The following is a 24,033-nucleotide window of genomic DNA, read 5'->3' on the forward strand; positions in this document are numbered from 1 at the left end:
GTGCGAATAATAAATGTAAAGATATAAATAAATCAAAAAACATAAAATTTGAAAAGAATGTTTTGAGTTTTCAATTAGGCAAAAATTATATAGAAGAAAACGCTACTGTCAAAATAGATAAAAAAGGACACATAACTTATACAGAAAAACATGACGATACTATTCGACTCCACAACATCAAAGCTCTCTCAACCATTGGAAAATTTTATTATTTAGAGACAAAAGATGGCATAAAATTTGAGCTTGATGCAAGTAAAATTATCTCAAAAGAGAAACAAGAAAGGTAAATTTGAGTTATCAAGACATTTTAGATGAAAAAGATGAGAGTGTTAAAAACGCTAAAAAATTTGTAAATTTTTTAAAGGCAAATTTTTCAAACTGCGAGATAAGAAGCAGCAAACAAGCGCGTTTGATCGCTCTTTTAAACGAAGAAAACGACCTTTTTGACAGGCTAAATAGGACAAATTTTGCTGAAATTTCAAAGGAGTTAAAAGAGCTAAAAGAGCGAATTTGCTTTGTGATCTTAGACATAAAAGATGAGATCACAAAGGATTTTGAAGACAAAAACTATGAAATTTATAAAGGCGCAGCAAATAGCGACGAGGAGCGCCTTGAAAAGATAAAAAATGAGCTGCTTTTTAATTCGTATTTTGAGAGCCGTCTTGGCGAGCATTCGGCAAATTTAAAGGCAAATTTCATAAAAGAGTGCGCTACAAATTTCTTCAAGCACTCAAATTTCATCGTCCCAGTCGTCAGTATGCTTTGCTACTTTTTGTATTTTGGCTTTGAGACCCGATATTTTCCGAGTTTAGACAGCTCAGAGATGATATTTACAGGCATCTTGCTATTTTGCGCGACCGCAATCGTGACAGCTTTTGAGATCGCTATCTTGGTCTTTGTCTCCTACCTTTACCAAAATGACGATAAAAAATATAAATTTAAAAAGCCAAAATTTCTATTTTTTTATAGCTCAAATTTCATCTATTTTTTAACGCTCATCTCATTTGCCATTTTAGCCTTTGCAGCATTCAAGCTAAACTACGGCTGGGGTGCTATTTTATCGCTATTTTTACTCTCTTATGCTGGGGTAAATTTAGCAGTTTTCTTTAAAGATAGATCAAATTTCATCCTCTATCTTTTGTCATTTCTCATGCTTTTGCTCTTTATCATTTCGGTTATCGTCTTAAATGATGGCGGATTTTTGGCACTTTGGATACTCTTTTGCTCGTTTATGCTCTCTTTTATGCTGGGCGTTGCGAGCATCAAAGAGACAAAGGACTTTTCATTTGTTTTTTACGCTGCACTTTCGCTTATGATCGTTTCAAACTCGCTTTTGTTTATCAAATACACAGCAAAAACCTTTAATATAGGCGATGTGGATTATAAATTTTTACTTGTAGATAAAAGTGCGTTAAAGGCGCTACCTAGCTCACTTTGCGAGGCGAAAGGCAAAGAGCAAACGCCTTGCGAGATAGATGAAAAGGCGGTTAAAATTTATGATGTGAAGTCGCTTTGCAATATCGGTAAATTTTACTACTTGCAGACAAAAGACGGAGTGAAATTTGAGCTCGACTCAGGCAAGGTCATCTCAAGAGTAAAAGAGTAAGTAGGCTAAGCTTCAATTTATAGAGCAAAAGCGAGCTAGATATGTAAAAATCGCAGGTTTGTAAAAATAGAAAATTTAAAAATGATTGCATTTTTTACTCAAAATTTACGTTAATGCAAGGCTAAATTTATTAAAATTTGGCTATCCTAGTGGACTAAATTAAAACTAACTTATTTAAGGCGATTAATTATGATTTTTAAAAATATTGTTGAGAGTTTTGCTGTAAATTACGCTCATAATTCTATACAAAAATCGCTATATAACGAATTTAACATAGACATTTTAAACACGACTTATACCAAAACTCCAAAAAAAGACAAAAAGTATATGCTCTACGCTCACGTGCCGTTTTGTCACACATTTTGTCCGTATTGCTCGTTTCACAAGTATCACTACGAGCAGGAGCTTGCGAAAATTTACTTTGAAAATTTACGCGAGGAGATGAGGCAGATAAAAGAGGCTGGCTTTGACTTTAGCTCGCTTTATGTGGGTGGTGGCACGACGCTTATAAATGAGCCAGAGCTTGAAAAGACGCTAAAACTCGCAAAAGATCTCTTTAGCATAGAGGACGTCTCAGCAGAGAGCGACCCAAACCACATCTCGCCAGAGAGCCTAAGCCGTTTTGATGGGCTCATCAACCGCTTAAGCGTAGGCGTGCAAAGCTTTGATGATGAGACTTTAAAAAGGGTTGGCAGATACGATAAATTTGGCTCGGCCGAGGAGACAAAAAGAAAGATAGAGCAGGCTATCGCTCTTGGCAAGATCCCAGTTATCAGCCTAGATCTCATCTTTAACCTGCCAAATCAAACAAAAGAGCAGATAATAAACGACGTAAATGTCGCAAAATCGATCTCTCCGCAGCAAATCACCTTCTATCCGCTCATGAAATCAGAGCTAACAAGAGAGAACATCGCTCGTGCACTTGGCGTCTCAAACGTCGATAATGAGCGCGAATTTTACGAGATCATCGTGAGCGAATTTGCTAAAGGCGGCTACAGGCAAAGCAACGCATGGGCGTTTTCAAATGAAAAAAGCGCAGACCTTCGCGACGAATATGTGGGCTCAAATTTAGAGTACGTGGGCGTTGGTAGTGGCGCGTTTAGCTTCTTAAACGGCGAGCTTGTGATAAATGCCTTTAACCTACTTGACTACGGCAGAAAAGTTAAAGAAAGACAAAGCCCAGTCATCGCAAAATGCGCATTTAGCAAAAAAGAGAGACTAAAATATACATTTTTAACAAGGCTTTTTGACGGCGCCGTCGATATCAAAACCTACAACGAGCAAAACAACGCAAACATCAACAAAGACCTATTTGTCGAGCTTAGCTTGCTAAAGCTAGTAAATGCGATCTATGAAGAAAATGGTGTTATCAAGCCGACATTTTTTGGCAAATATATCTGCGTCGTGCTTATGCGCGACTTCTACGCAGGCATGGACAAGGTGCGCGCGATATTTAAGGATGACGCGAAGATCAAACGCAGCAAGGTGCTTCACATCATGAGTGAAAATACCGAGCAAAAATTTGATCAAAACATCATCCAGCCACGTGCTGCCATGTAATGCTTGTAAATTTAATAAAAAGCAATCTTTTTTCAATAATCAAAATAGTGATCCTGACGCTTGCCTTTAGCGGGCTTGGCGTCTGGACGCTCTCTTTTATAAACAACGAACTTGTAAATTTAAAAGAATTTGACGCCTTTGTGGCGGTTAAATTTATAGCAGTTTTACTCCTCTTTTTTCTAAGCGCCATCGCTGCAAACATCTCACTTACAAATTTCGGACATAAATTTATATACGAGCTTAGATACCAAAGCGTAAAGCAAATTTTAGACACGCCAAATAGCGTGATAAACGAGATCGGCAAGGCAAAGATCATAGCAAGTCTAAACAACGACATAAAAACGATCACATTTGCCTTTATGAGCGCTACTGGCTTCATACAAAGCCTAGTTTTCATCATCTGTGCTAGCATATATCTTTGCGTGATCGCGCCAAAAGTTTTTATATTTCTAGCCGTTTGGATCGGTGCGACGCTTTTTATAAACACGCTTTTGATGAAAAAGATCCATTTTTACTTTAAAGACTCAAGGACGCAAGATGACGCACTGCAAAAGCACTATGACGACATAGTTGAGGGGCATAGAGAGCTTAGTCTAAACAGAGCAAGAGCGCAAATTTGCTTTGATGAGCTAAATTTTACAGGCGATAAGAAGCGTCAAAGCATGGTAAAAGCTGACGTATTTCACGCACTAAGTGATAATTTCACAAATGTGATGCTACTTGGCGCAGTCGGTCTTTGCGTATTTTTATGCGTGGCATTTGGCTGGGCGAGCCTGCAAACAGCACTTAGCATCAGCCTAACGATACTATTTTTAAGAGGCTCATTTATGAGTATGGTTGGCTCCATACCAGCTGCACTTAGCGCAAAAGTGAGCTTAGAAAAGATCATGAGTTTAAATTTAAATAAATTTAAAGAAGGCTTTAAATTTGATGATAGTCTAAGCGATGAGTGGCAAAGTATCAGGCTAAAAGATATAAATTTTAGCTACGAGCAGGGCAAATTTAGCCTAAATGATGTAAATTTAGAGATCAAACGCGGCGAGATAACATTTATCATCGGTAAAAATGGCAGCGGCAAAAGCACGCTTATAAATATTCTCTGCGGACTTATCCGCCCAAGTAGCGGTGAAATTTATCTTGATAGCACAAAGATAGATGATGTAAATTTACAAAGCTACCAAGCAAAGATAAGCGCTATTTTTGCTGATTTTTATCTATTTTCGCAAACGCTCTCTCGTGATGGCTTTGCCAGCCAAAGCGATATAGAGGGGCTCTTGGCCCTGCTTGAGATAGATAAAAAGGTAAGTGTCATTGATAATAAACTTAGCACCACGCAGCTCTCAACTGGTCAGAGAAAGCGTCTAAGCTTGCTAATAGCCATATTAGAGCGCCGCTCTATCCTTATCCTTGATGAGTGGGCGGCCGATCAAGACCCGCTATTTAAACGTAAATTTTACAAAGAAATTTTGCCGTTTTTGCAAAGCAAAGGCATAAGCGTCATCGCTGTAAGCCACGATGATAGCTACTTTGACGTGGCAACTAGGATCATTTTAGTAAAAGATGGCTTTGTGCGCGAGCTTGATGAGGCTGAGCGCATAAGTGCTGCAAAAGACGCCGTAGAAAAGATAAAATAAGAGTATTTTTTACACAAAAAGAGATTTGAGTGCGCTACTCTTGAGCTATTTCAAGATCAAATAAATTTAAATTTAGTAGAATTTTGAAAAATTAAAAAAGGCGAAGTATGTCACACTCAGAGCTTGACAGCACCTATCTTGGCGCTTTTATCATACTTTTGTTAGCTACTTGTTCGTTTAGCTTGATAACATTTTTATCTTCAAAAATAAGCAAAAAGCTAGCCAACCGCAACACCGAGCGTTTAAAAGTGGGCTTTTACGAGTGCGGACCGACAACCGTAAAACAGCCAAATAAAATAAATATCCACTACTTTTTTTATGGAATTTTATTTATTTTATTTGACGTTGAGGTCATTTTTATGTATCCGTGGGCGGTGGATTTTAGGCTGCTTGGGCTATTTGGGCTCATAGAGATGCTGCTTTTTGTGACGATCTTACTCATCGGCTTTGCCTACGCTTGGCAAAAAGGAGTCTTTAAATGGCAAAGCATCAGATAAACTACGCTGCAAATGGCGGTCTGCCAGTAGTTTTAACAACCGTTGATAAGCTCGTGCAGTGGGGCAGGAGCAACTCGCTTTGGGCGCTTAGCTACGGGCTTGCATGCTGTGCGATCGAGATGATGGCAAGTGGGGCGAGCAGATATGACTTTGATAGATTTGGCACTATATTTCGCGCTAGCCCAAGGCACTCAGAGGTGATGATCATAGCTGGCACGCTAACTAAAAAGCACGCTGAATTTACAAGGCGCTTGTATGATCAGATGCCTGAGCCAAAGTGGGTCATCTCGATGGGTAGCTGCGCAAACACTGGTGGTATGTTTAACACCTATTCAACCGTTCAAGGTGTAGATCGCATAATACCAGTCGATATCTACATCCCAGGCTGTGCCCCGCGCCCAGAGACACTTCAGTACGCACTTATGATGCTTCAAAAAAAGATAAGAAAACAAAGTGCATTTAGAGCGCAAAAGCCAAGAAAGCTAGATATATGAGAGAGTATAAGCCAAAAAACGACCTGCAAAAAAAGCAGTACTACAGCGAGAAATTTTATATCGCCAAGCAGACGCCAAAAGAAACAGCAAGTGGCTCTAAATTTGACGAGGAGCTGGCTGTTTTAGAGCAAAGCGGAGTGCAAATTTTATCTAGCTACGTGGAGTTTGACCAGTTTGTTCTCTACGTAAATTCAAGTGAAAATTTTAAAGCGCTTGAAGCACTAAAGCGCTTTGGCTATGAGCAGCTTTGCGAGCTTGCGGCGGTTGATTATATAGCTCAAAAAGGTGGATATGAGGTCTTTTACCAGCTTTTAAGTGTTAGCAAAAATAGGCGCACGCGAGTAAAGTGCTTTGTCAAAAAGGATGAAATGCTAAAAAGCGTTTGCAAGCTTTATAAAAGCGCAAACTGGGCTGAGCGCGAGATGTATGATCTAAGTGGCGTTCTCATCAAAGATCATCCAAATTTAAAGCGTCTTATAATGCCTGATGACTGGCACTCGCACCCGCTACTAAAAAGCTATCCGCTAGTTGGCGACGAGGCTGCTAAATGGTACGAGGTGGATAAAATTTTTGGACGTGAGTTTAGAGAGCAGATCGGCGAAGAGAACCGCGACCCAGCCTTTGTGAACGAGAAAGATACTTTTGGCTTTTCAAGAGTGTTTGATGAAAATGAAGAGTACGAGTATCAAGAAGAAGGCGGCGTGAGATTTGTCAAAAAGGCTAAATTTAACCAAAGCCAGATAGTAAAGGAAAGACCTTGAGCCAAGCACCAAACCGCTTAAAACCATTTTTTGAAAATTTAGAATTTGAACAAAATGACGGCAAGATGATACTAAATTTTGGCCCACAACACCCAAGTGCTCATGGCCAGCTAAAGCTTGTGCTTGAGCTTGATGGCGAAAAGGTCGTGCGCGCCATGCCAGAGGTTGGCTTTATGCACCGAGGCGTTGAAAAGATGGCTGAAAATATGACCTATCAGGAATTTATCCCAGTAACTGACAGGGTGGATTACATCGCATCGAGTGCTAATAACTACGCATTTTGCGCGGCTGTGGAGAAGCTTTGCGCCATAGAAGTGCCTCGCCGTGCGCAGATCATTAGAGTTATGCTTTTGGAGCTAAACCGCATCAGCTCACATCTTTTATTTTTAGCTACGCACGCCCTTGACGTGGGGGCAATGAGCGTCTTTTTATACGCATTTAGAGAGCGCGAATATGTCCTTGATCTCATAGAAAAATACTGCGGCGCAAGGCTAACGCATAGCTCGATAAGGATCGGTGGCGTGCCGCTTGATCTGCCTGATGGCTGGTGCGAGGAGCTGCTTAAATTTTGCGAGAAATTTCCAAGCGACATCACGCTTTACGAAGGTCTGCTAAGTGAAAATAGAATTTGGCAAGCAAGGCTAATAGACGTGGGCGTAGTTAGCAAAGAGCTAGCCCTTAGTAGCGGCTGCTCTGGCGTCATGCTAAGAGCAAGTGGCATCGCGCGCGACATCAGAAAAGAAGAGCCATATCTCATCTACGACGAGCTAGAATTTGACGTGCCTTACGCCACCAAGGGCGACTGCTACGCGAGATATCTGCTTTATATGAAAGAGATGCGCGAGTGCGTGAAAATTTTAAAGCAGTGCGTTAGCAAGTATCAGACAAGTAGCCCTGCTATCATAGCCGACGCGCCAGAGTATGTGAGCGCTTCAAAAGAGCAGATAATGAGCCAAAACTACTCATTAATGCAGCATTTTGTGCTGATAACTCAGGGGCTAAAGCCACCAAAGGGCGAAATTTACTTTGCTAGCGAGTCGCCAAAGGGCGAGCTTGGAATTTATATAAACTCAGACGGCAGCGCAAGCCCGTATCGCCTAAAAATTCGCACGCCAAGCTTTTGGCACTGCGCTATTTATGAAGATATGCTAGTTGGGCAGTATGTGGCAGACGTGGCCGCGATAATAGGCAGCACAAATATCATCTTAGGCGAGGTTGATAGATGAGAAGGGTCGATCTTAGACATCTAAAGGGCGAGTTTTTAAGCGCTCTTGGACAGCAGATAAAGGCTAGCGAGCCAGGCGAAGTGGTGATATTTTTGTTTGAGATAGGCGATTACAGCGGCGTGGAGAAGGCTGTAAATTTGGCTTATAACCTAAACTGCGAGGTGATGAACTCGCTTAAATTTAACCAAGTTGATTGGGTATTAACGATAAAAAAGGGTAAGATATGAAATTTAATGATCTAGTAGCAGGCAAGAGCCTAAGTATCGCAAATTTACTAAGTTTGAGCGACAAAAATTTAGCAAAAAAGATAAAAGAGCATGAGTTTAAATACATCTCATGCTTTGAAGATAACGAGCTTGGCAGTAAAAATTTGATCCGCTGCGAGATAGGATCGATCAGCTACGTCTTAGCGCTTCTTTGCAAGTATGCAAATTTGGTGCAAAGTGAGTTTTTTGACGAGCTTGATGATGGGCTCATAAGTGGCGAGTGCAATGTGGGAGAGGAGGAGTTTGAAGAGCTTGGAGAGTGGATAAAGGACGTTAAAAACGTGATCATCGATGACTCGCTCTTTACTCATCCAGACAAAGAGGCGATCTTTTGGCTGCTTGAAATTTTAGGTAAAAATGTCGTCTTAGCAGGCGGCGAGGTCAAAGAATTTGCAAGCGTCAAAGAAGTAAGCGAGCTAAGAGAGCTTGAAAATTTTGACGGAGCGGTCGTTTATCTAAACAAAAACGCAAGCGATGAGATTGTTGGCGGCGTGCAGTTTGGCATCGTGGCAAAGGCAAAGGACGGTGAAACCTTAAATTTAAAGGCAAAAGACTTTAGCGTGAGGGCTAAATTTAGGCTTGATCCAGCGCTAAAAGGCACGGTTGCCCTGCTTGGCGCAAAAGAGTTTGATGGATATACATTTAAACAAGTAGTAGTTAGCAAATGAAAATCACCATAAACGATCAAATTTTAGAGGCAAACGAGGGCGAGAGCATCCTAAACATCGCAAGGGCAAATGGCATCTACATCCCTGCGCTTTGCTACCTTAGCGGCTGTTCGCCAACGCTTGCTTGCAGGCTTTGCATGGTCGAAGCAAACGGCAAAGTGGTCTATAGCTGCAACGCCAAAGCCAAAGAGGATATGCAAATTTACACAAACACGCCAGAGATCGCTGCTGAGCGAAATGCGATCATGCAGACCTACTGCGTCAATCACCCTCTTCAATGCGGCGTTTGCGACAAAAGTGGCGAGTGCGAATTACAAAATTTAACGGCTCATCTAAATGTAAAAGGGCAAAATTTTGCCATTACTGACACGCACAAACCGCACAAAAAATGGGGGCTCATAAACTATGACCCAGCCCTTTGCGTGGTTTGCGAGAGGTGCGTGACGGTTTGCAAAGATAAGATCGGCGAGAGCGCGCTAAAAACGGTGCCAAGAGGCGTTGAGGTGCCAAAAGAGCTAAAAGAGAGCATGCCAAAAGATGCCTACGCCGTCTTTAGCAAGATGCAAAAGAGCCTCATTGCCCCAAGTGTGGGCGAAAATTTGGACTGCTCGTTTTGCGGTGAATGCATAAGCGTCTGCCCTGTTGGCGCGCTTGTTAGCTCAAATTTTCAGTATAGCTCAAACATCTGGGAGCTAAGCCGTGTCCCAGCGGCAAATCCGCACCAAAGCGACTGCGAGCTCATTTTTTATGACGTAAAAGAAAGAAGCACTAGTGATAGAAGCAAGCAAATTTATCGTGTAAGCAACGACTTTCACTTTGGCGAGATAAGCGGTGCGGCAAGGTTTGGCTACGACTTTCACAACGAAAAAGCGCGCAAAAATGAGACGAAATTTAACGAGCTCATCTCAAATTTCAAAAACGGCAACATAAAAAATATAAAATTTAATAGCTTCATAACAAACGAAGAGGCGCTTATTTTGGAGCGCTTGAGAGAGAAATTTGATCTAAATTTATTAAACGATGAGGCTTTTAAATTTCAAAATTTCTTAAATATTTTTAGCGAATTTAGCGGTCTTAGCTCATATAACGCAGACTATGAGAGCCTAAAAAATAGCGACTTTATCATCACGGCTGGTAGCTTCTTACGCCACGAGAGTCCAGTAACTAGCTATAAGCTAAATAACGCCCTTAAGATGAATAAAGCTAGTGGAATTTACTTTCATCACATCGCCGATGAGGTCGTGAAGAAATTTTCAAAGAATTTCGCCTGTGTGAGCTATGAGGCTGGCAAAATGGAGCAAATTTTACTCTTTGTGCTTAAAAACTGGGGCGAAAATTTACCAGCAGCACTTCAGGCAAGACTTGAAAAATTTGAAGAGAGCTTTGGCTTAGAAGTGGCAACTCTTAGCGAAGGCAAGGCTAAATTTACGCTCATTTTAGGTAGCGACTTTTACGCTCATGAAAATGCAAATTTACTTGCAGCCCTTGCCGGAGTGATCGCAAGAGCTACGCCGTTTCGTGTGATGCTGATACCACCTCGCACAAACTCGCTTGGCGTAGCTAAAATTTGCAAGCTTTCACACGAGAAAAAGTCTGGCAAGACGCTAGGATATAACGAAATGGGCGAGTTTAAATTTAGCATCTTTGAGGGCGATCTTGACGCTGGTGCGCTAAATCAGCAAGAGGGCACATTTACAAGCATAAATAACGAAGTAGTGCCAACAAATGCGGCTTTGGCACATAACGGCTACTTCTTAAACGATATCGCAAATGCGCTTGGGCTAGCGGCTAAAAATACGATCGAATACACAGCGCAGCTACCAAAAGAGAAGGGCTATAGGGGCGTTAAATTTGATGATTTAGAAAATTTTTACGCAAATGACGGCACAAGCCATAGAGGCTACAAGCTTGAAATTTCAAATTTCGCTCCAAAAGAGGACATAGAGTCACTTTTTAAAGAGAAAAATGAGCCAAATTTAAAAGAGGACGAAGCGCTAATAAGCCTTGCAAATCCTATAAATCTGCCTTCATTTTTTGCAAACTATGCTAGCCAGACAGCTAAACGCGCAGTGCTTTACGCAAGTAGCGAGTTTATGGCTAAATTTGAAATTTCACAAAATGAAGCGATCATTTTAGAAAAAAATGGGCAAAAGCTTGCCATTTGCGTGGAGCTTGATAGCGAGCTAGGAGGCGTGGCAGCCTATCTTGGCGACTACGATGATAAGCTTGATGTAAGCGCCATTTTTGAGGGCAAGAGTTACGCAAGCGTAAAAATAATAAAGGCAGAGAATGAGTGAAATGCTATTTTTTGTGATAACAACTATTGTTAAAGCAGTCGTCATCTTGGCCGTCATGGCTAGCCTCGCAGGGCTTGCGACTTATGCCGAAAGAAAGGTGCTAGCCTACATGCAGCGCCGCGTTGGGCCTGATATGGTGGGGCCTGCTGGTGTGCTTCAGATCGTAGCAGACATGATAAAGCTCTTTACAAAAGAGGATATCCTCCCAGCAAATGCAAATAAATTTATCTTTTTAATAGCGCCTCTCATCTCTGCTATCGCGGCATTTGCAGCACTTGCGCCAGTGCCATTTTTGCCTGAGTTTGAGGTTTTTGGGCATACGATTAGACCGATACTTGCTGACATAAACGTAGGCGTTTTATATATCGCTGGCGTGGCAGCGGTTTGCGTATTTTCGCCACTTACAGCAGGTATTGCAAGCTACAATAAATTTGCACTAATCAGCGCTGCTCGTGCAGTCGTAGCGCTTATTAGCTTCGAAGTGGTCGCTGGTATGGCGCTTTTAAGCGTTGTGATGGTGACTAGCTCACTCTCGTTAGTTGATATAAACAACTACCAAAAAGGCATATTTAACTGGCTTATCTTCAAGCAGCCCCTAGCCTTCGTGCTTTTCGTGATGGCAAGCTTTGTTGAGTGCAACAGAACGCCATTTTGCCTAACAGAAAACGAGACTGAGATCGTAGCAGGTTACGGCACCGAGTATAGCGGCATGAGATGGGCGATGTTTTTCATCGGCGAATACACCAACATGATCGCAGCAAGTATCATCATCACGCTCCTATTTTTGGGTGGTTTTAATGAGTTTTTATTTATCCCGGGTGCTTTGATGATCATCTTAAAATCAAGCCTCGTCTTTTTCTTTTTTCTTTGGACGAGGGCGTCGTGGCCGCATCTAAGGGTCGATCAGCTTAGTATGCTTTGCTGGAAAATTTTACTTCCGCTTGGCATCTTAAATGTCGTAATCACCGGCTTTGCACTACTTATCTAAGGCGTAAAATGAGCGAGAAAAGATATATTTTGATAGACGAAAAGATAGAGCCAAAAGGGGCATTTGATAAATTTAAGCACTTCATCGCCGCTACTTTTAAGCTTGATCTTTTAGTGGGGCTAAAGATCACGCTAAAACAGATGCTATTTAGCAAGTCGCACACTCTAAAATACCCTATGCAAAAGATGCAGCTAAACGCCAGATATAGGGGAATTCATAGGCTTTTAAAATTTGTTGAAAGCGAAAATGAGCGCTGCATAGGCTGTGGGCTATGTGAGAAAATTTGCGTTAGCAACTGCATATCAATGAAGACTTCTCTTGGCGAAGATGGCCGTAAAAAGGTTGCAAGCTACACGATAAATTTAAGCAGGTGCGTCTATTGCGGATTTTGCGCTGATGTCTGCCCTGAGCTTGCTATCGTCTGCGGGCAAGAGTACGAGGTCGCAAGTGAAAACAAAATTCTCTTTGGCACAAAAAATGAGTTTTTAACAGATGATAAATTTTTAAAAGATCAAACCGAGTTTGAGGGCTATGGCGCACTACCTAAAAATGCTGATAGCTTGGTGAAAAAGACGCCAAATGCGCTTACAAATGAAGATAAGGCAGAAACGATGGATATAAATTTAAAAGGGTCAAGCGATGTATGAGAGCTTTGCATTTTATCTTTTTAGCGCCCTTATATTAGTTAGTTTTTCTTTTAGCGTGCTTTGCAAAAACGCCCTAAATGCAGTCTCTGCGCTAGCTGCTGGCATGGTTTTTATCTCGGCTATATTTTTCTTGCTTGGGGCTGAGTTTTTAGGCGTGGTGCAAATCGTCGTCTATACAGGTGCGGTGGTCGTTTTATACGCATTTGCGATAATGTTTTTTGACACCAGTAAGGAGTGCGAGCCAAAAAGCGGTAAAAAAGCAAAGATCATCATCTACCTTCTAAGTAGCTTCATAGCGCTTCTTTTGATATTTATTTTTTTAGCGCCGATCTATAGCGCAAAGCAAGAGGTGGTAAATTCTACCCTTGCTAGCCTTGGCAACATCGAAGCGGTTGGAATTTTGCTCTTTAGTAAGTATCTGCTAGCCTTTGAAATGTGCGCTATCATGCTGCTTGTGGCGATGGTAGCTGGCATCATCTTGATACACAAAGATATGAACGCGCAAAGCAGCCTTGAGGAGATGCTATGATAGGACTTACTCACTACCTCATCCTAGCAAGCCTAGTCTTTGTCATAGGGCTCGTTGGCATAATGAGAAGAAGAAATTTGATAATGCTATTTTTCTCAAGCGAAATTTTACTAAACTCAGCAAATATCGCGCTTGCAGCCATATCAAAATACTACTTTGACCTAACTGGGCAGATCATTGCATTTTTCATAGTAGCCATCGCCGCTAGCGAGGTCGCCGTGGGGCTTGGACTGCTTGTGCTTTGGTATAAAAAGACTGGCAGTATCAGTTTAGATTCGATGACAAATATGAAAGGCTAAGAGATGATTTTATTTTGTATTTCGCTATTTTTTCCGCTTCTTAGCTTTATCATAGCTGGCATCTTTTCGCATAGCAGAAAGAATTTATTTATTGGTCTTTTTTGCTCGCTTCTCATGATCATTAGCACGACAGCTTCACTCATGCTAACGGCTAGTCTTAGCGTAGATGAGCCACTAAATTTAACTCTAAAAGAGTTTATAAACTTAGGCTCGCTTGATCTTAGCTTTAGCTTCTACCTTGACGCGATTAGCCTTGTGATGCTTAGCACTGTGGGCGTAGTCGCTAGCATCGTGCATATCTACTCCATTGGCTACATGAGAGATGACGCGAGCTTTAACCGCTTTTTTAGCTACCTTGGGCTCTTTGTCTTTTGCATGAATGTCCTTGTATCAAGCGATAACTTCATAGGGCTATTTATCGGCTGGGAGGGCGTTGGACTTTGCTCGTGGCTACTCATTGGCTTTTGGTATAAAAGGCCTAGTGCAAACATCGCTGCAAACGAGGCCTTTGTGATGAACAGAGTGGCTGATCTAGCCATGCTTGTTGGCATTTTTTATATATTTTATAGCTTTGGCTCGCTTAAATTTAGCGAGGTTTTTAACGCTAGAAGCGACCTTTCTGGGCTAAATTTAGGCATCATCGCCACACTTCTTTTTATAGGCGCCATGGGTAAAAGCGCGCAGTTTCCATTTCACACATGGCTTGCAAACGCCATGGAGGGACCAACGCCGGTTTCTGCGCTCATACACGCTGCGACCATGGTAACAGCTGGCGTCTATCTAGTCATACGCGCAAATTTCATCTTTGTAAACGTGCCTGAAGTATCGCACTTTATAGCTTGCCTTGGTGCATTTGTAGCGATTTTTGCCGCAAGCATCGCGCTAGTGCATAACGACCTTAAAAAGATAGTCGCTTACTCGACGCTTTCGCAGCTTGGATATATGTTTGTAGCTGCTGGTCTAGGGGCTTACAAGATCGCGCTTTTTCACCTTGTCACGCACGCATTTTTTAAGTCACTTCTCTTTTTGTGCGCTGGCAACGTTATGCACGCGATGAATGATGAGCTAAATATCAAAAAAATGGGCGGACTTTATAAATTTATGAAGCCAACTGCGTTACTTTCTATCATCGCAAGCTGCGCATTGGCTGGATTTTATCCATTTGCTGGCTTTTTTTCAAAAGATAAAATTTTAGAGGTTGCCTTTAGTGAAGATCAAATTTTGTGGGTCGTCTTGCTATTTGGCGCAGTGCTTACGGCATTTTATAGCTTTAGACTTGTCATGCTAGTATTTTTTGCAAGGCCAAAGAGCGAGGAGCACGCACATGAAGCCAAAAACTACATGCTTGTTGGTATGAGCGTGCTTGGCGTTCTCTCAGTCATCAGCGGCTTTTTCTGGAGTAACTTTAGCGAGTTTTTAGGTGCTAGCCTTGGGGATTTTAAGCTAAATTTATCTCACAGCAGTGAAATTTTCTTACTCGTTTTAACGCTTGCTCTAGTGCTTGCAAGCGCTGGCTTTGCAGTTTTTGCTTATAAAAAAGAAATTTTTAAAGAGAGCATTTGCGAAAGTAAAATTTACAAAATTTTGCAAAATGCCTACTTTATACCAAAATTTTATGAGAAATTTTTTATAAATGGCTACGCTTTTATCTCTAAAATTTGTAAGAAATTTGATGAGATGATAGTTGATAAAAGTGTTGATTTTGTCGCACTTTTGGTTACTAAATTTGCATATCTTGCAAACAAAATGCAAAGTGGCGATCTTAGCGTCATGCTTAGATTTATGGTCGCAGGATTTGCCTTGCTTTTAAGCTTTATATTTTTATTAAACGGAGCCAAATAATGCTAAGTGTCATAATATTTTTCCCAGCAATAAGCGCAATACTTGGCTTTTTGATAGAAAATAAAAGTATCAAATTTTATGGAGCAAGCATCGCTCTTATCGAGCTTTTGTTTGCCATTTTTATCTGCGTCAATGTCGATTTTCAGGGTTATGACTTTGTTTTAACGCATCAAGTCTCGCTCATACCAAGCCTAAATATCAGCTATTTTGTGGGCATCGATACCATTTCGCTTGTGCTTATAGTCCTTAGCGCGTTTATGAGCTTCATCTCTATCGCAGCCCTTAGCGATGATGGAAATTTAAAGCACCTTGTTATTAGCGTGCTATTTTTAGAGAGCACGATGATGGGCGTCTTTAGCGCGCTTGATATGATCTTGTTTTACAGCTTTTGGGAGCTTAGCCTCATACCACTTCTTTACATCATCGGCGCATTTGGTAGCAAAAATAGAATTTACGCTGCGATTAAATTTTTCATCTACACATTTTTAGGCTCTGTCTTTATGCTAGTGGCGATCATCTTTATCGGATATCTGTGCTATCAAAAAAGCGGTGTCTTTAGCTTTAACTTGCTTGATTGGTACAAGCTTGGCATCGGAGAAAATGCTCAAATTTGGCTATTTTTAGCATTTTTCTTCGCTTTTGGCGTGAAAACTCCGCTATTTCCATTTCACACGTGGCTACCTTACGCACACGGACAGGCTCCGACTATCGGTTCGGTGCTGCTTGCTAGCGTGCTTTTAAAGATGGGCACTTACGGCTTTGTGAGATTTTCACTTCCACTTTTTCCAGACGCGAGCCTGCTTTTAAGTGGCTTTGTCTGTGTCATAGCTATCATCATGATCATCTACGCAGCCCTTGTTGCCTACGCACAAAGCGATATGAAGCAAGTGATCGCTTATAGTTCGATCTCACACATGGGCGTCATCATGCTTGGCATCTTTTCACTAAATTTAATAGGTCTTGGCGGCTCGATATTTTTAATGATAAGCCACGGTATCGTAAGTGGCGCGCTATTTTTATTAGTTGGCGTCATCTACGAGAGGGCTCACACAAAAGAAATTTGCGAATTTGGCGGCCTTGCCAAGGTGATGCCAAAGTATGCACTCATATTTTTTATAGCAACGCTTGCAAGTATCGGTCTGCCACTAACTATTGGCTTTGTGGGCGAGTTTTTGAGCCTACTTGGCGTATTTAAGCTAAACAAGCTCTTTGCGCTACTTGGTGGCTTTAGCATCATCGTGGGCGCTGTTTATATGCTAGTACTTTATAAAAGAGTATTTTTTGGCGAGTGCAAGGAGAAAAATTTAAGCCTTAAAGATCTAAATTTTAAAGAGCTAGCCGCTCTTGTGCCACTTTGTTTGCTCATAATCATTCTTGGTATCGCACCAAATTTGATACTAAAACCACTTGAGCCAAGCGTGCAAAATATCATAAGCAAAATGCAAACTAGAGCTGTAAATAGCGGCACAAAGGATAAAATTTCATCTTTAAATGGCGGGAGCAAACTATGAACGAAATAGCCTTTTTAGACCTAAACGAGATCTCTTTGCAATCACTCTCGCCGATGCTTAGCATGATGGTTTTTGCACTTTTTATCCTCATAGTTGGAGCGATAAAAAAGGATCTTTCGAGGAATTTCTACTGCGTATTTTGCATCATCGCTATATTTGTAAATTTAGGCATTACACTCGATTTTAACGGGCTTAGCCTAAGCTTTTGGGATATGCTCTTAGTTGATGGAATTTCTATCATCTCGCAGATCATTATCTTAATCGCCTCAGCTCTTTTCATCCCGCTGGCACTTAGCACAAAAGAGTATTTTGAGTATAAAATTTACGAGTATTACGCGCTCTTTTTGTTTATGATCGCTGGATTTTTGTTTATGGTGAGCTCAAACAACCTACTCATCATCTTTTTAGGCCTCGAGATCAGCTCGCTTTGCCTCTACACCCTAATCGCCCTTCACAATAAGGCAAAAAGCGTCGAGGCCGCTATCAAATACTTCGCAATGGGCTCGCTCTCAGCTGGCTTTTTTGCGATGGCGATGGCGATGTTTTATCTAGCAACAAACTCAATAGACATCACTCGCATAGGTGTTGTCATAAAAGATCTTAGCCTAAATCAAAATTTAATAATCCTTCTTGGCTGCGTTTTCATCGCTTCAGCCATTGGCTTTAAGCTCTCGCTCATACCATTTCACACATGGATCCCAGACGTTTATGAGGGCTCAAATGCCCCGCTTGCTGGCTATATGTCGATCGTGCCAAAGGTGGCGGGATTTATCGTTGCGTTAAGAATTTTTGCGATGCTTGAGGGCTCTGGAATTTCATGGATAAAAGATATGCTCTACATCATCGCCGTGCTTACGATGAGCCTTGCAAACATCATGGCGCTAGTGCAAAAAGACGTAAAAAGGATGCTAGCCTTTAGCTCGATAGCTCACGCTGGTGTCGTGCTTTGCGCGCTTGTGGCAAATTCTCACGAGGCAAATGTCGCCTTGTTTTTCTACTGGATTATGTTTTTGTTTGCAAATTTGGGCGCATTTTCTATGCTCTGGGTGGCAAGGTGCGACGACGTCGTCTGCTGGGACAAGCGCTTTAAACATCCGTATGAGAAATTTTCAGGTCTTATTAAAATTTTGCCAAGTTACGCCGTGATAATGGGAATTTTCATGATCGCCCTTGCTGGCATACCGCCTTTTAGCGTATTTTGGGGCAAGATGGTGCTTATCTCATCGCTCATAAAGTCTGATTACGTCGTGCTTAGCCTCATCATCATGATAAACTCAGCCATTGCCATTTATTACTACCTAAAGCTCATCGTCTTTATGTTTTTAAAAGAGCCTATCGTAAAAGATAAAAATATCTACATCTCAAACGTCTCGATGGCGCTAAAAGTTATCGTTGGAGTAGCCGTTGCTGGCACGGTCTTTGCCTTTTTATTTTCTGGGGCGATTTTGGAATTTATCGAGCATTTTGTCTTTGCTTCAGGATTTTAGAAAATTTAACTATAATGGCGGCATGAAAAAGCTCTTAACCATCTTATTTTTACCGCTTTATCTATCCGCCTTTAGCCTTAGCCTAAACAGCGGCGCAAACGCAAATAAGCCTTATAGCGTCCTTCAGCTAAGCGACGAGAAAGAATTTGAATGTGTGGAGCAAATTTTAGCCTATGACACCAAGCGCTACGTTTGTATGCTCGATGATGGGATCTTGCCAAAGATCGAAGATACGACGCTGCCTTTAATGGACATAAAATATAAAAAGCAAGACGGCAAACTCTTCATCGTCATCATGCCAAAGGCGCCTTCAAAACTTCTAAACGTTCAAACTGAGCTTTACAGCAGCCCAAGCGTGCAAGATACGCCAAAGACGACCATCTCAAAGCACTTTAGCATCATCATCGATACTTCGCTTAGCGAAAACAACAAAAGAGTGTCTGGGTTAAATTTTTCGCCTGATTTTAGAGATATGCTAAGTCCAAGTATCGGAGCGCTCGATCTTAACAAAGCGCCTATCGCTGGGCTTGATAGCAACGATATAGATATCTACATAAATATAAAAAGAGCTTACGAAAAGGGCGCTTATGAAAGCGTGGTAAAAGATACGCAAACAGCGATGAAAAGGCATCCAGCCAGTCTTTTTTCAAGTGAGTTTTTACTTTTTAGACTAAGAGCACTTGATAAAATTTTTGAGACAAAGAGCGAGTTTGAGGGGCTTGAGCCAAAGGACATCGTAAGCGAGGGCAGAGCTTGGATAAGAAAATTCCCCTCTGATGAGAACTACCCAGAGGTGCTATATCTCATCGCCAGAGCTTACCTCAAAGATAGCATAGCAAGTGATGCAAAATATATGCTTGACATACTAAGCGAAGAGCACGTGGAGTCAAAATTTACAAAGCTTGCCACGCTTGATTATGCTGACTACCTATATAAAATAGGCAGGCAAAAAGAGGCACTAAGCGACTATGAAAAGGTGCTCTACTCTACAAACGACATCGACCTTGCAAGTAGAGCAGCGCTAAGTCTAGCAGACGCAAATATCGATAAAGAGAAATTTGACGAGGCAAAGAAATTTGTACTAAAGATCGCAAATGCAAATGAGAAATTTTTCATGAACGATCCAACAAAATCGATGAATTTAGCCTACACATTTGCCAGCAAAGATATGCCAGACGTGGCTGCTAAAATTTATGAAATTTTGGTAAATAATAGCGACAGGACAAAGGATTTTTACGAGGCAGCACTAAAAAATTTAGCACTAAATTTAGCCAAAACCAAAGATGAAAAAAGGGCGTATGAGTATCTAAACAGATACGAAAAAGAGTTTAAGTATGGCGATTATATAGATGAGGTCGCTAAGGCAAAGGATGGGCTATTTTTTGAAGAAGAGGACAAAAACGCCACCGCACTTCACGCAAGATATAAAGAGCTCATAGAAAAATATGCCGGCACAAATATCAGCCAAAAGGCGCTAATCAGCGAGCTTGAGCTTGATCTAAAAGAGCGTAAATTTGCCGACGCGCTAGCTTATAACAACCTCGCAAAAGATGAAAATTTAAGCCGGGCAATGGAGCTAGTAAATGAGGCTGCGCTTGAGCTAACAAAAGAGTTTTTTATCAAAGATGACTGCACGGCGGTTGTAAATTTACTCGAAAACTACGATGTGAGCAAGGTCTCTTTGCCGCAGTTTAAGCTATTTAACTGCTACTTTAGAACGGCGCGTTACAATGAGGCGCTAGAGCTTGCAAAGGCTCATGTGAAGGATGAAAATTTAGAAGATAGAGTCGAATGGCTGGTAAATTTGAGCAAAATTTTATATAAAAACAAAGACTACGAGCACGCCATCATCGCTGCAAACGACGCGCTCTCGCTTGGCTCAGCGGTCGAGTACTCGGACCCTACGCCATCGCTTTTTGATAGATTTTACTCGCTACTTGCGCTAAAACGCTTTACTGAGGCGGTCTCTACGATCAGTGCGATCGAACAGCTAAGAGGACAGGACTTTAAGATCATCGAGGCATACGCAGCTATAAGCGACTATGCGATGAAAAGCAACGACTACGCTATCGCTGCAACCTACGCTAAAAAGGCAATTGAGCTACAAACCAGAGCTAAGATAAATACCTTTTCGCCAAAGCTAAATTTTGACTACTCAGAGGCTTCATTAAAGACAGATAACCTTGATGAGGCGCTTGATGAGGCGAAATTTATACTAAATATGAAACTTGAGCCAGAGGATCGCTTGCATGCTCTAAATTTGGCAAGTGAAATTTACATCAGGCAAAAGCAGTATAAGCTGGCTAAGCCATATCTAAACGAATGCATTGGCTCAAATTTCACAAGTGCTTACAAAGATGCCTGCAAAGCCAAACTTGAGATGATAAAGTAAAAATTAGTGTCAAATTTAAATGATCTTGAAAGAGAGTATCTAAAGCTTAAAAAAGAGAATTTTCAGGATGGCAAAAGGATCAAATTTATCGCAAATTTAGGCGCTAGCGATGAGATAGCATATCATTATGAGCTTATTTGCAAGCAGTGGCAAGAGGGCAGGCAGCTAAATTTAGAAAGTAGCTTTGATAGGCATGGAGACGCTGGACTAGAGTTTTTGTTTGAGCGTTTAGCTAAAGAGAGCGATCAAAAAATAAAAATAGAAACCATCTATCTTATAGCGCAAATTCTCTCTAAGTCTAAGCATAGAGATTTTTATGCGGCGTTTTGCGACCGCCTTATCCCTCAAATAATCTCTTTTTTAGGGACAAATGATACTTTTCGACGCAAGCTTATAATAGCGCTTGGCTGGGTTGGCACGTTAGAGCAAATAGAAATTTTAATAAGCGAGATGCATGGTAGCAAAGATAGCCTCTGCAGGGCATGGGCGGCAGCTAGCCTTATGCAGATGTCATTTCACAGGGTGGTTGCTCAAGCAATCTTGCGAGATAAAACAAAATCCGCATTTTTGCAAAGCATCTCTAATGAAAAAGATCTACACGCTTGCTCAGTTATGATAGAGGCAGCTCAAATTTTGTTTGGTAAAAAGTGGATATCTTCTATTGCAGTCCAAGATCAAGACACTGAAAAGATAGAAAAAGCTAGAAAAATGGCGGTAAGGTTTTTAGGCAGGGATTAAATTTGCCACTAAGCGGATTGTGTGCTTGATTGTGTTTTGTTTGTTGGATTATAAAGTAAAAATGGTTTAAATTTGTAAGAAATTTTTGCTTTAAATTTATAAGATTTAAAAATAAAATTTTATATTTTTTGCTTAGAAATAGCGGACAAAATAGCTTTAATTTGATTTAAAATTTAATTTTTTCTTGACATATAATAATGTTTTTTGTATAATCTCAATTCTTTTTTAAATAATCATGTCTTGCTAGCTCAGTCGGTAGAGCATCTCACTTTTAATGAGGGGGCCGTTGGTTCGAATCCAACGCAGGACACCATTTTTTGGGTTTATGACCCTTTCGTCTAGTGGCTCAGGACTCTACTTTCTCTGTGTAGGAACAGAGGTTCAAATCCTCTAAGGGTCGCCAGATATTTTAAATTTTTAGGTCGCTTAGCTCAGTTGGTAGAGCGCCACCCTTACAAGGTGGATGTCATAAGTTCGAGTCTTATAGCGACCACCATTACTTTTAGGTGCAGCGGTAGTTCAGTTGGTTAGAATGCCGCCCTGTCACGGCGGAGGTCGCGGGTTCGAGCCCCGTCCGCTGCGCCATCTACTAAACCTTAGGTTAAGGTTCTTGATTCTATTTTTCTTGTTTTTTGAGTGATCAAATTAAATTTTAAGATTATAAGTTCTAAGATAACACTTTATGATTTGTTATTGATACTTAATCTTGCCTCGTTAGCTCAGTTGGTAGAGCATATCACTCTTAATGATGGGGTCGTAGGTTCGAGACCTACACGGGGCACCATCTTTTTGGCCCATTCGTCTAGCGGTTAGGACACCAGCCTCTCACGTTGGTAACACGAGTTCGAGTCTCGTATGGGTCACCATTTTTCTTCTAAATTTAACTCAAATTTTGAAAAAATTACTGCTAGTGTAATAAATTTGACCAATAAATATTTGATCTGTAATAAACTGAATGTATTTTGCTACCGAAATTTTAAAATTGATCTTTGATGTAAAAAATGTTTAAAATGTCTTTTTGTTTTATAAAAGGTGAATTTGTATTAAAAACTACCAGAGTTGCATATATAGAAAGCAATGAAACACTCGTTTTCCATAGTAAAATGAATTCTATATTGTTTCCAGTAAATTTTACATCCAGGAATTATGATATTTTCTTTATTGTTTGCTGGTACGCGAAGCAATTTTGGTATTTAGATAGCAGAAATTATATTAAAATACTATATCCAAAAATCTCATAATTCTTTACCGAAGCTTCAAAAACTTGTTTTAATAACGATGTGCTTGAGTTTTGAAAAAGGTTTTTAGGCTAAAACGGATCAAAAGCTTAGAGATTACAAATAACGATGAAATTATGACTACTGGTGTTTGATATTTTTATTAAATCTTTTAGAACTACACAAATTTTAAAATTTAGCTGCAACATAAATTTGATAAATTTGCTGATTTTGTCTTGATAAATTTGACTTATAAGATAAAAGAGTAGGGTGCATTTAATACGCCCTTTTATAAATTTAAGATGAAAACTTACTTAATCTTAAACTTGATCTATTTTAACTCAAATGCAAGTGTTGCAGCAATTGTCTCATCATCGCAAATTTTAGAGTCAGCAAATGGCATTTTATGCACAGTTTGCAGTAGCCATTTTCCAGGTTTAAGCGCAAGCACTTCTATCGTACCGCCTGGCTCAGTTTGGCCATGAAATGCGCTTTTTTCTTTCAAAAAGCCATCAAATGTTCCATCAAGTGTAGCATTTTCTAAAGGTTTGCCCTCAAATAGAATTTTCACTTTAAACGGCACGCCAACTTTGAAATTTGCTGGATTGTCAAGCGGAACTATCTCTAGGCGTTGGTTGGATGGCTTTGTAACTGAGCCATCTTTTGTGTTTTTATTTATGACGCCTTTTGCGCTCATGCTCGCTTTTTTGCAGTATTTGGCGTCCTTGATGTCCTCTTTGGTTTTGCCCATGTGCCATGTACCATCGCTTGCTTTTGTCCAAAACGTAGGCTTATACTCACCAGCTATAAGGTATGAGCCGTCCTCTAGCTTAGCTCTTTCATAATGGTAGTTTTCGCCGCTTTGCTTTAGGCTCAGTTTCTCGCCATTTTTGTTTATAATGTATGGGGCTTCAAATAGGGCGATCCTGTTATCTGGGATCTTTTCAACGGTCGGAAAATCGTCCGCATAGCCGATATCAACGCTTGTTACCTCTTTGCTGCTACCAAAAAGCCAAAATTCGTGAGCTAAAGAGTGGCTGCTAAGTGCTGCCAAAGCCAAAAGTGCAAATAAATGCTTGTTCATTACATATCCTTTCAGATTAAATTGTCTATTTTTCTATTTCTAATATATGTCACAAAAATATTGTTAAATTTTTATAGATCTAAATTTTGCTATTTACTTAACAAATTTAGTAATCAAAACTGATTTTATTCATTTAAATTTATAAAATAACATAAGTATTAAAAATACTTTAACTACTGAAATTACGAAATATAAATCAGTGACGCAATTATATCAAAATAATAATTAATATCAATATAAAATTAAGTTTTATCCACAAAGTGATAAACCAAAATAAATTTGCCTTTGCC

At 40.5% G+C, this 24,033-nt stretch carries 20 protein-coding genes, 6 tRNA genes and 1 pseudogene; 26 read left to right on the top strand and 1 reads right to left on the bottom strand.

The features are described from left to right. The 26 genes and pseudogenes from F3G86_RS01350 to F3G86_RS01475 all read left to right on the top strand — a co-directional run. A pseudogene (locus tag F3G86_RS01350) lies at window positions 1-287 on the top strand (hypothetical protein); the annotation flags it as partial. 2 nt (window positions 288-289) lie between these two features. Then, on the top strand, window positions 290-1,606 hold the full coding sequence (locus F3G86_RS01355) for a hypothetical protein (protein WP_149722761.1): 1,317 nt from the start codon (window positions 290-292) through the stop codon (window positions 1,604-1,606). Window positions 1,607-1,795: 189 nt separating this feature from the next. Further along, window positions 1,796-3,166, top strand: coding sequence for a coproporphyrinogen III oxidase family protein (locus F3G86_RS01360; RefSeq protein ID WP_149722762.1), 1,371 nt, complete (start codon window positions 1,796-1,798; stop codon window positions 3,164-3,166). Then, complete coding sequence (locus F3G86_RS01365) at window positions 3,166-4,800, top strand: multidrug ABC transporter permease/ATP-binding protein (RefSeq protein WP_149722763.1); 1,635 nt, start codon at window positions 3,166-3,168, stop codon at window positions 4,798-4,800. The genes F3G86_RS01360 and F3G86_RS01365 overlap by 1 nt, the downstream gene beginning before the upstream one ends. A 107-nt stretch (window positions 4,801-4,907) precedes the next feature. After that, entirely contained in the window at window positions 4,908-5,297 is a 390-nt protein-coding gene (locus F3G86_RS01370; RefSeq protein WP_103614170.1) for an NAD(P)H-quinone oxidoreductase subunit 3, read from the top strand. After that, a complete protein-coding gene (locus F3G86_RS01375; protein WP_021083979.1) occupies window positions 5,279-5,791 on the top strand; it encodes a NuoB/complex I 20 kDa subunit family protein in 513 nt (170 codons plus the stop codon). Before F3G86_RS01370 ends, F3G86_RS01375 begins: the two co-directional genes overlap by 19 nt. Next, entirely contained in the window at window positions 5,788-6,552 is a 765-nt protein-coding gene (locus F3G86_RS01380; RefSeq protein ID WP_149722764.1) for an NADH-quinone oxidoreductase subunit C, read from the top strand. The genes F3G86_RS01375 and F3G86_RS01380 overlap by 4 nt, the downstream gene beginning before the upstream one ends. Continuing rightward, window positions 6,549-7,778, top strand: coding sequence for an NADH dehydrogenase (quinone) subunit D (nuoD, locus tag F3G86_RS01385; protein WP_149722765.1), 1,230 nt, complete (start codon window positions 6,549-6,551; stop codon window positions 7,776-7,778). The genes F3G86_RS01380 and nuoD overlap by 4 nt, the downstream gene beginning before the upstream one ends. Then, entirely contained in the window at window positions 7,775-8,005 is a 231-nt protein-coding gene (locus tag F3G86_RS01390; protein ID WP_149722766.1) for an NADH-ubiquinone oxidoreductase subunit E family protein, read from the top strand. Before nuoD ends, F3G86_RS01390 begins: the two co-directional genes overlap by 4 nt. Then, window positions 8,002-8,712, top strand: coding sequence for a hypothetical protein (locus F3G86_RS01395; protein ID WP_149722767.1), 711 nt, complete (start codon window positions 8,002-8,004; stop codon window positions 8,710-8,712). Before F3G86_RS01390 ends, F3G86_RS01395 begins: the two co-directional genes overlap by 4 nt. Next, entirely contained in the window at window positions 8,709-11,009 is a 2,301-nt protein-coding gene (locus F3G86_RS01400) for an NADH-quinone oxidoreductase subunit G (RefSeq protein WP_149722768.1), read from the top strand. Before F3G86_RS01395 ends, F3G86_RS01400 begins: the two co-directional genes overlap by 4 nt. Beyond that, window positions 11,002-11,997: an NADH-quinone oxidoreductase subunit NuoH gene (gene nuoH / locus F3G86_RS01405; protein ID WP_149722769.1), complete on the top strand. Its 996-nt coding sequence runs from the start codon at window positions 11,002-11,004 to the stop codon at window positions 11,995-11,997. Before F3G86_RS01400 ends, nuoH begins: the two co-directional genes overlap by 8 nt. 8 nt (window positions 11,998-12,005) lie before the next feature. Continuing rightward, window positions 12,006-12,644, top strand: coding sequence for an NADH-quinone oxidoreductase subunit NuoI (gene nuoI, locus F3G86_RS01410; protein WP_109147058.1), 639 nt, complete (start codon window positions 12,006-12,008; stop codon window positions 12,642-12,644). After that, on the top strand, window positions 12,637-13,173 hold the full coding sequence (locus F3G86_RS01415; RefSeq protein WP_149722770.1) for an NADH-quinone oxidoreductase subunit J: 537 nt from the start codon (window positions 12,637-12,639) through the stop codon (window positions 13,171-13,173). Before nuoI ends, F3G86_RS01415 begins: the two co-directional genes overlap by 8 nt. Beyond that, a complete protein-coding gene (gene nuoK / locus F3G86_RS01420; protein WP_004317991.1) occupies window positions 13,170-13,472 on the top strand; it encodes an NADH-quinone oxidoreductase subunit NuoK in 303 nt (100 codons plus the stop codon). The genes F3G86_RS01415 and nuoK overlap by 4 nt, the downstream gene beginning before the upstream one ends. Window positions 13,473-13,475: 3 nt before the next feature. After that, window positions 13,476-15,314, top strand: coding sequence for an NADH-quinone oxidoreductase subunit L (gene nuoL / locus F3G86_RS01425; RefSeq protein ID WP_149722771.1), 1,839 nt, complete (start codon window positions 13,476-13,478; stop codon window positions 15,312-15,314). Then, window positions 15,314-16,825, top strand: coding sequence for an NADH-quinone oxidoreductase subunit M (locus F3G86_RS01430; RefSeq protein ID WP_149722772.1), 1,512 nt, complete (start codon window positions 15,314-15,316; stop codon window positions 16,823-16,825). The genes nuoL and F3G86_RS01430 overlap by 1 nt, the downstream gene beginning before the upstream one ends. Continuing rightward, the gene (gene nuoN / locus F3G86_RS01435) at window positions 16,822-18,312 is read left to right on the top strand and encodes an NADH-quinone oxidoreductase subunit NuoN (protein ID WP_149722773.1); all 1,491 of its coding nucleotides are present in this window, start codon (window positions 16,822-16,824) and stop codon (window positions 18,310-18,312) included. Before F3G86_RS01430 ends, nuoN begins: the two co-directional genes overlap by 4 nt. 22 nt (window positions 18,313-18,334) lie before the next feature. Then, window positions 18,335-20,704 carry a tetratricopeptide repeat protein gene (locus F3G86_RS01440; RefSeq protein ID WP_149722774.1) on the top strand — a complete coding sequence of 790 codons (2,370 nt, stop codon included), beginning with the start codon at window positions 18,335-18,337 and terminating at the stop codon, window positions 20,702-20,704. 6 nt (window positions 20,705-20,710) lie between these two features. After that, window positions 20,711-21,442 (top strand): HEAT repeat domain-containing protein, encoded by a 732-nt coding sequence (locus F3G86_RS01445; RefSeq protein WP_149722775.1) that lies wholly within the window; start codon window positions 20,711-20,713, stop codon window positions 21,440-21,442. Window positions 21,443-21,679: 237 nt separating this feature from the next. Continuing rightward, window positions 21,680-21,755 (top strand) — tRNA-Lys (locus tag F3G86_RS01450). Window positions 21,756-21,769: 14 nt separating this feature from the next. Continuing rightward, window positions 21,770-21,845, top strand: a tRNA-Glu gene (locus F3G86_RS01455). A gap of 17 nt (window positions 21,846-21,862) precedes the next feature. After that, window positions 21,863-21,938: transfer RNA gene (locus F3G86_RS01460), tRNA-Val, on the top strand. Window positions 21,939-21,950: 12 nt separating this feature from the next. Next, window positions 21,951-22,027, top strand: a tRNA-Asp gene (locus F3G86_RS01465). 123 nt (window positions 22,028-22,150) lie between these two features. After that, window positions 22,151-22,226: transfer RNA gene (locus F3G86_RS01470), tRNA-Lys, on the top strand. Between the two features lie 7 nt (window positions 22,227-22,233). Next, window positions 22,234-22,308, top strand: a tRNA-Glu gene (locus F3G86_RS01475). A 682-nt stretch (window positions 22,309-22,990) separates the two neighbouring features. Here F3G86_RS01475 and F3G86_RS01480 read toward each other — a convergent pair. Beyond that, entirely contained in the window at window positions 22,991-23,743 is a 753-nt protein-coding gene (locus F3G86_RS01480) for a DUF4198 domain-containing protein (protein WP_149722776.1), read from the bottom strand. Window positions 23,744-24,033: the final 290 nt, after the last annotated feature.

Origin of the sequence: Campylobacter concisus, assembly GCF_902460595.1 — a bacterium.
GTDB lineage: Bacteria > Campylobacterota > Campylobacteria > Campylobacterales > Campylobacteraceae > Campylobacter_A > Campylobacter_A concisus_BL.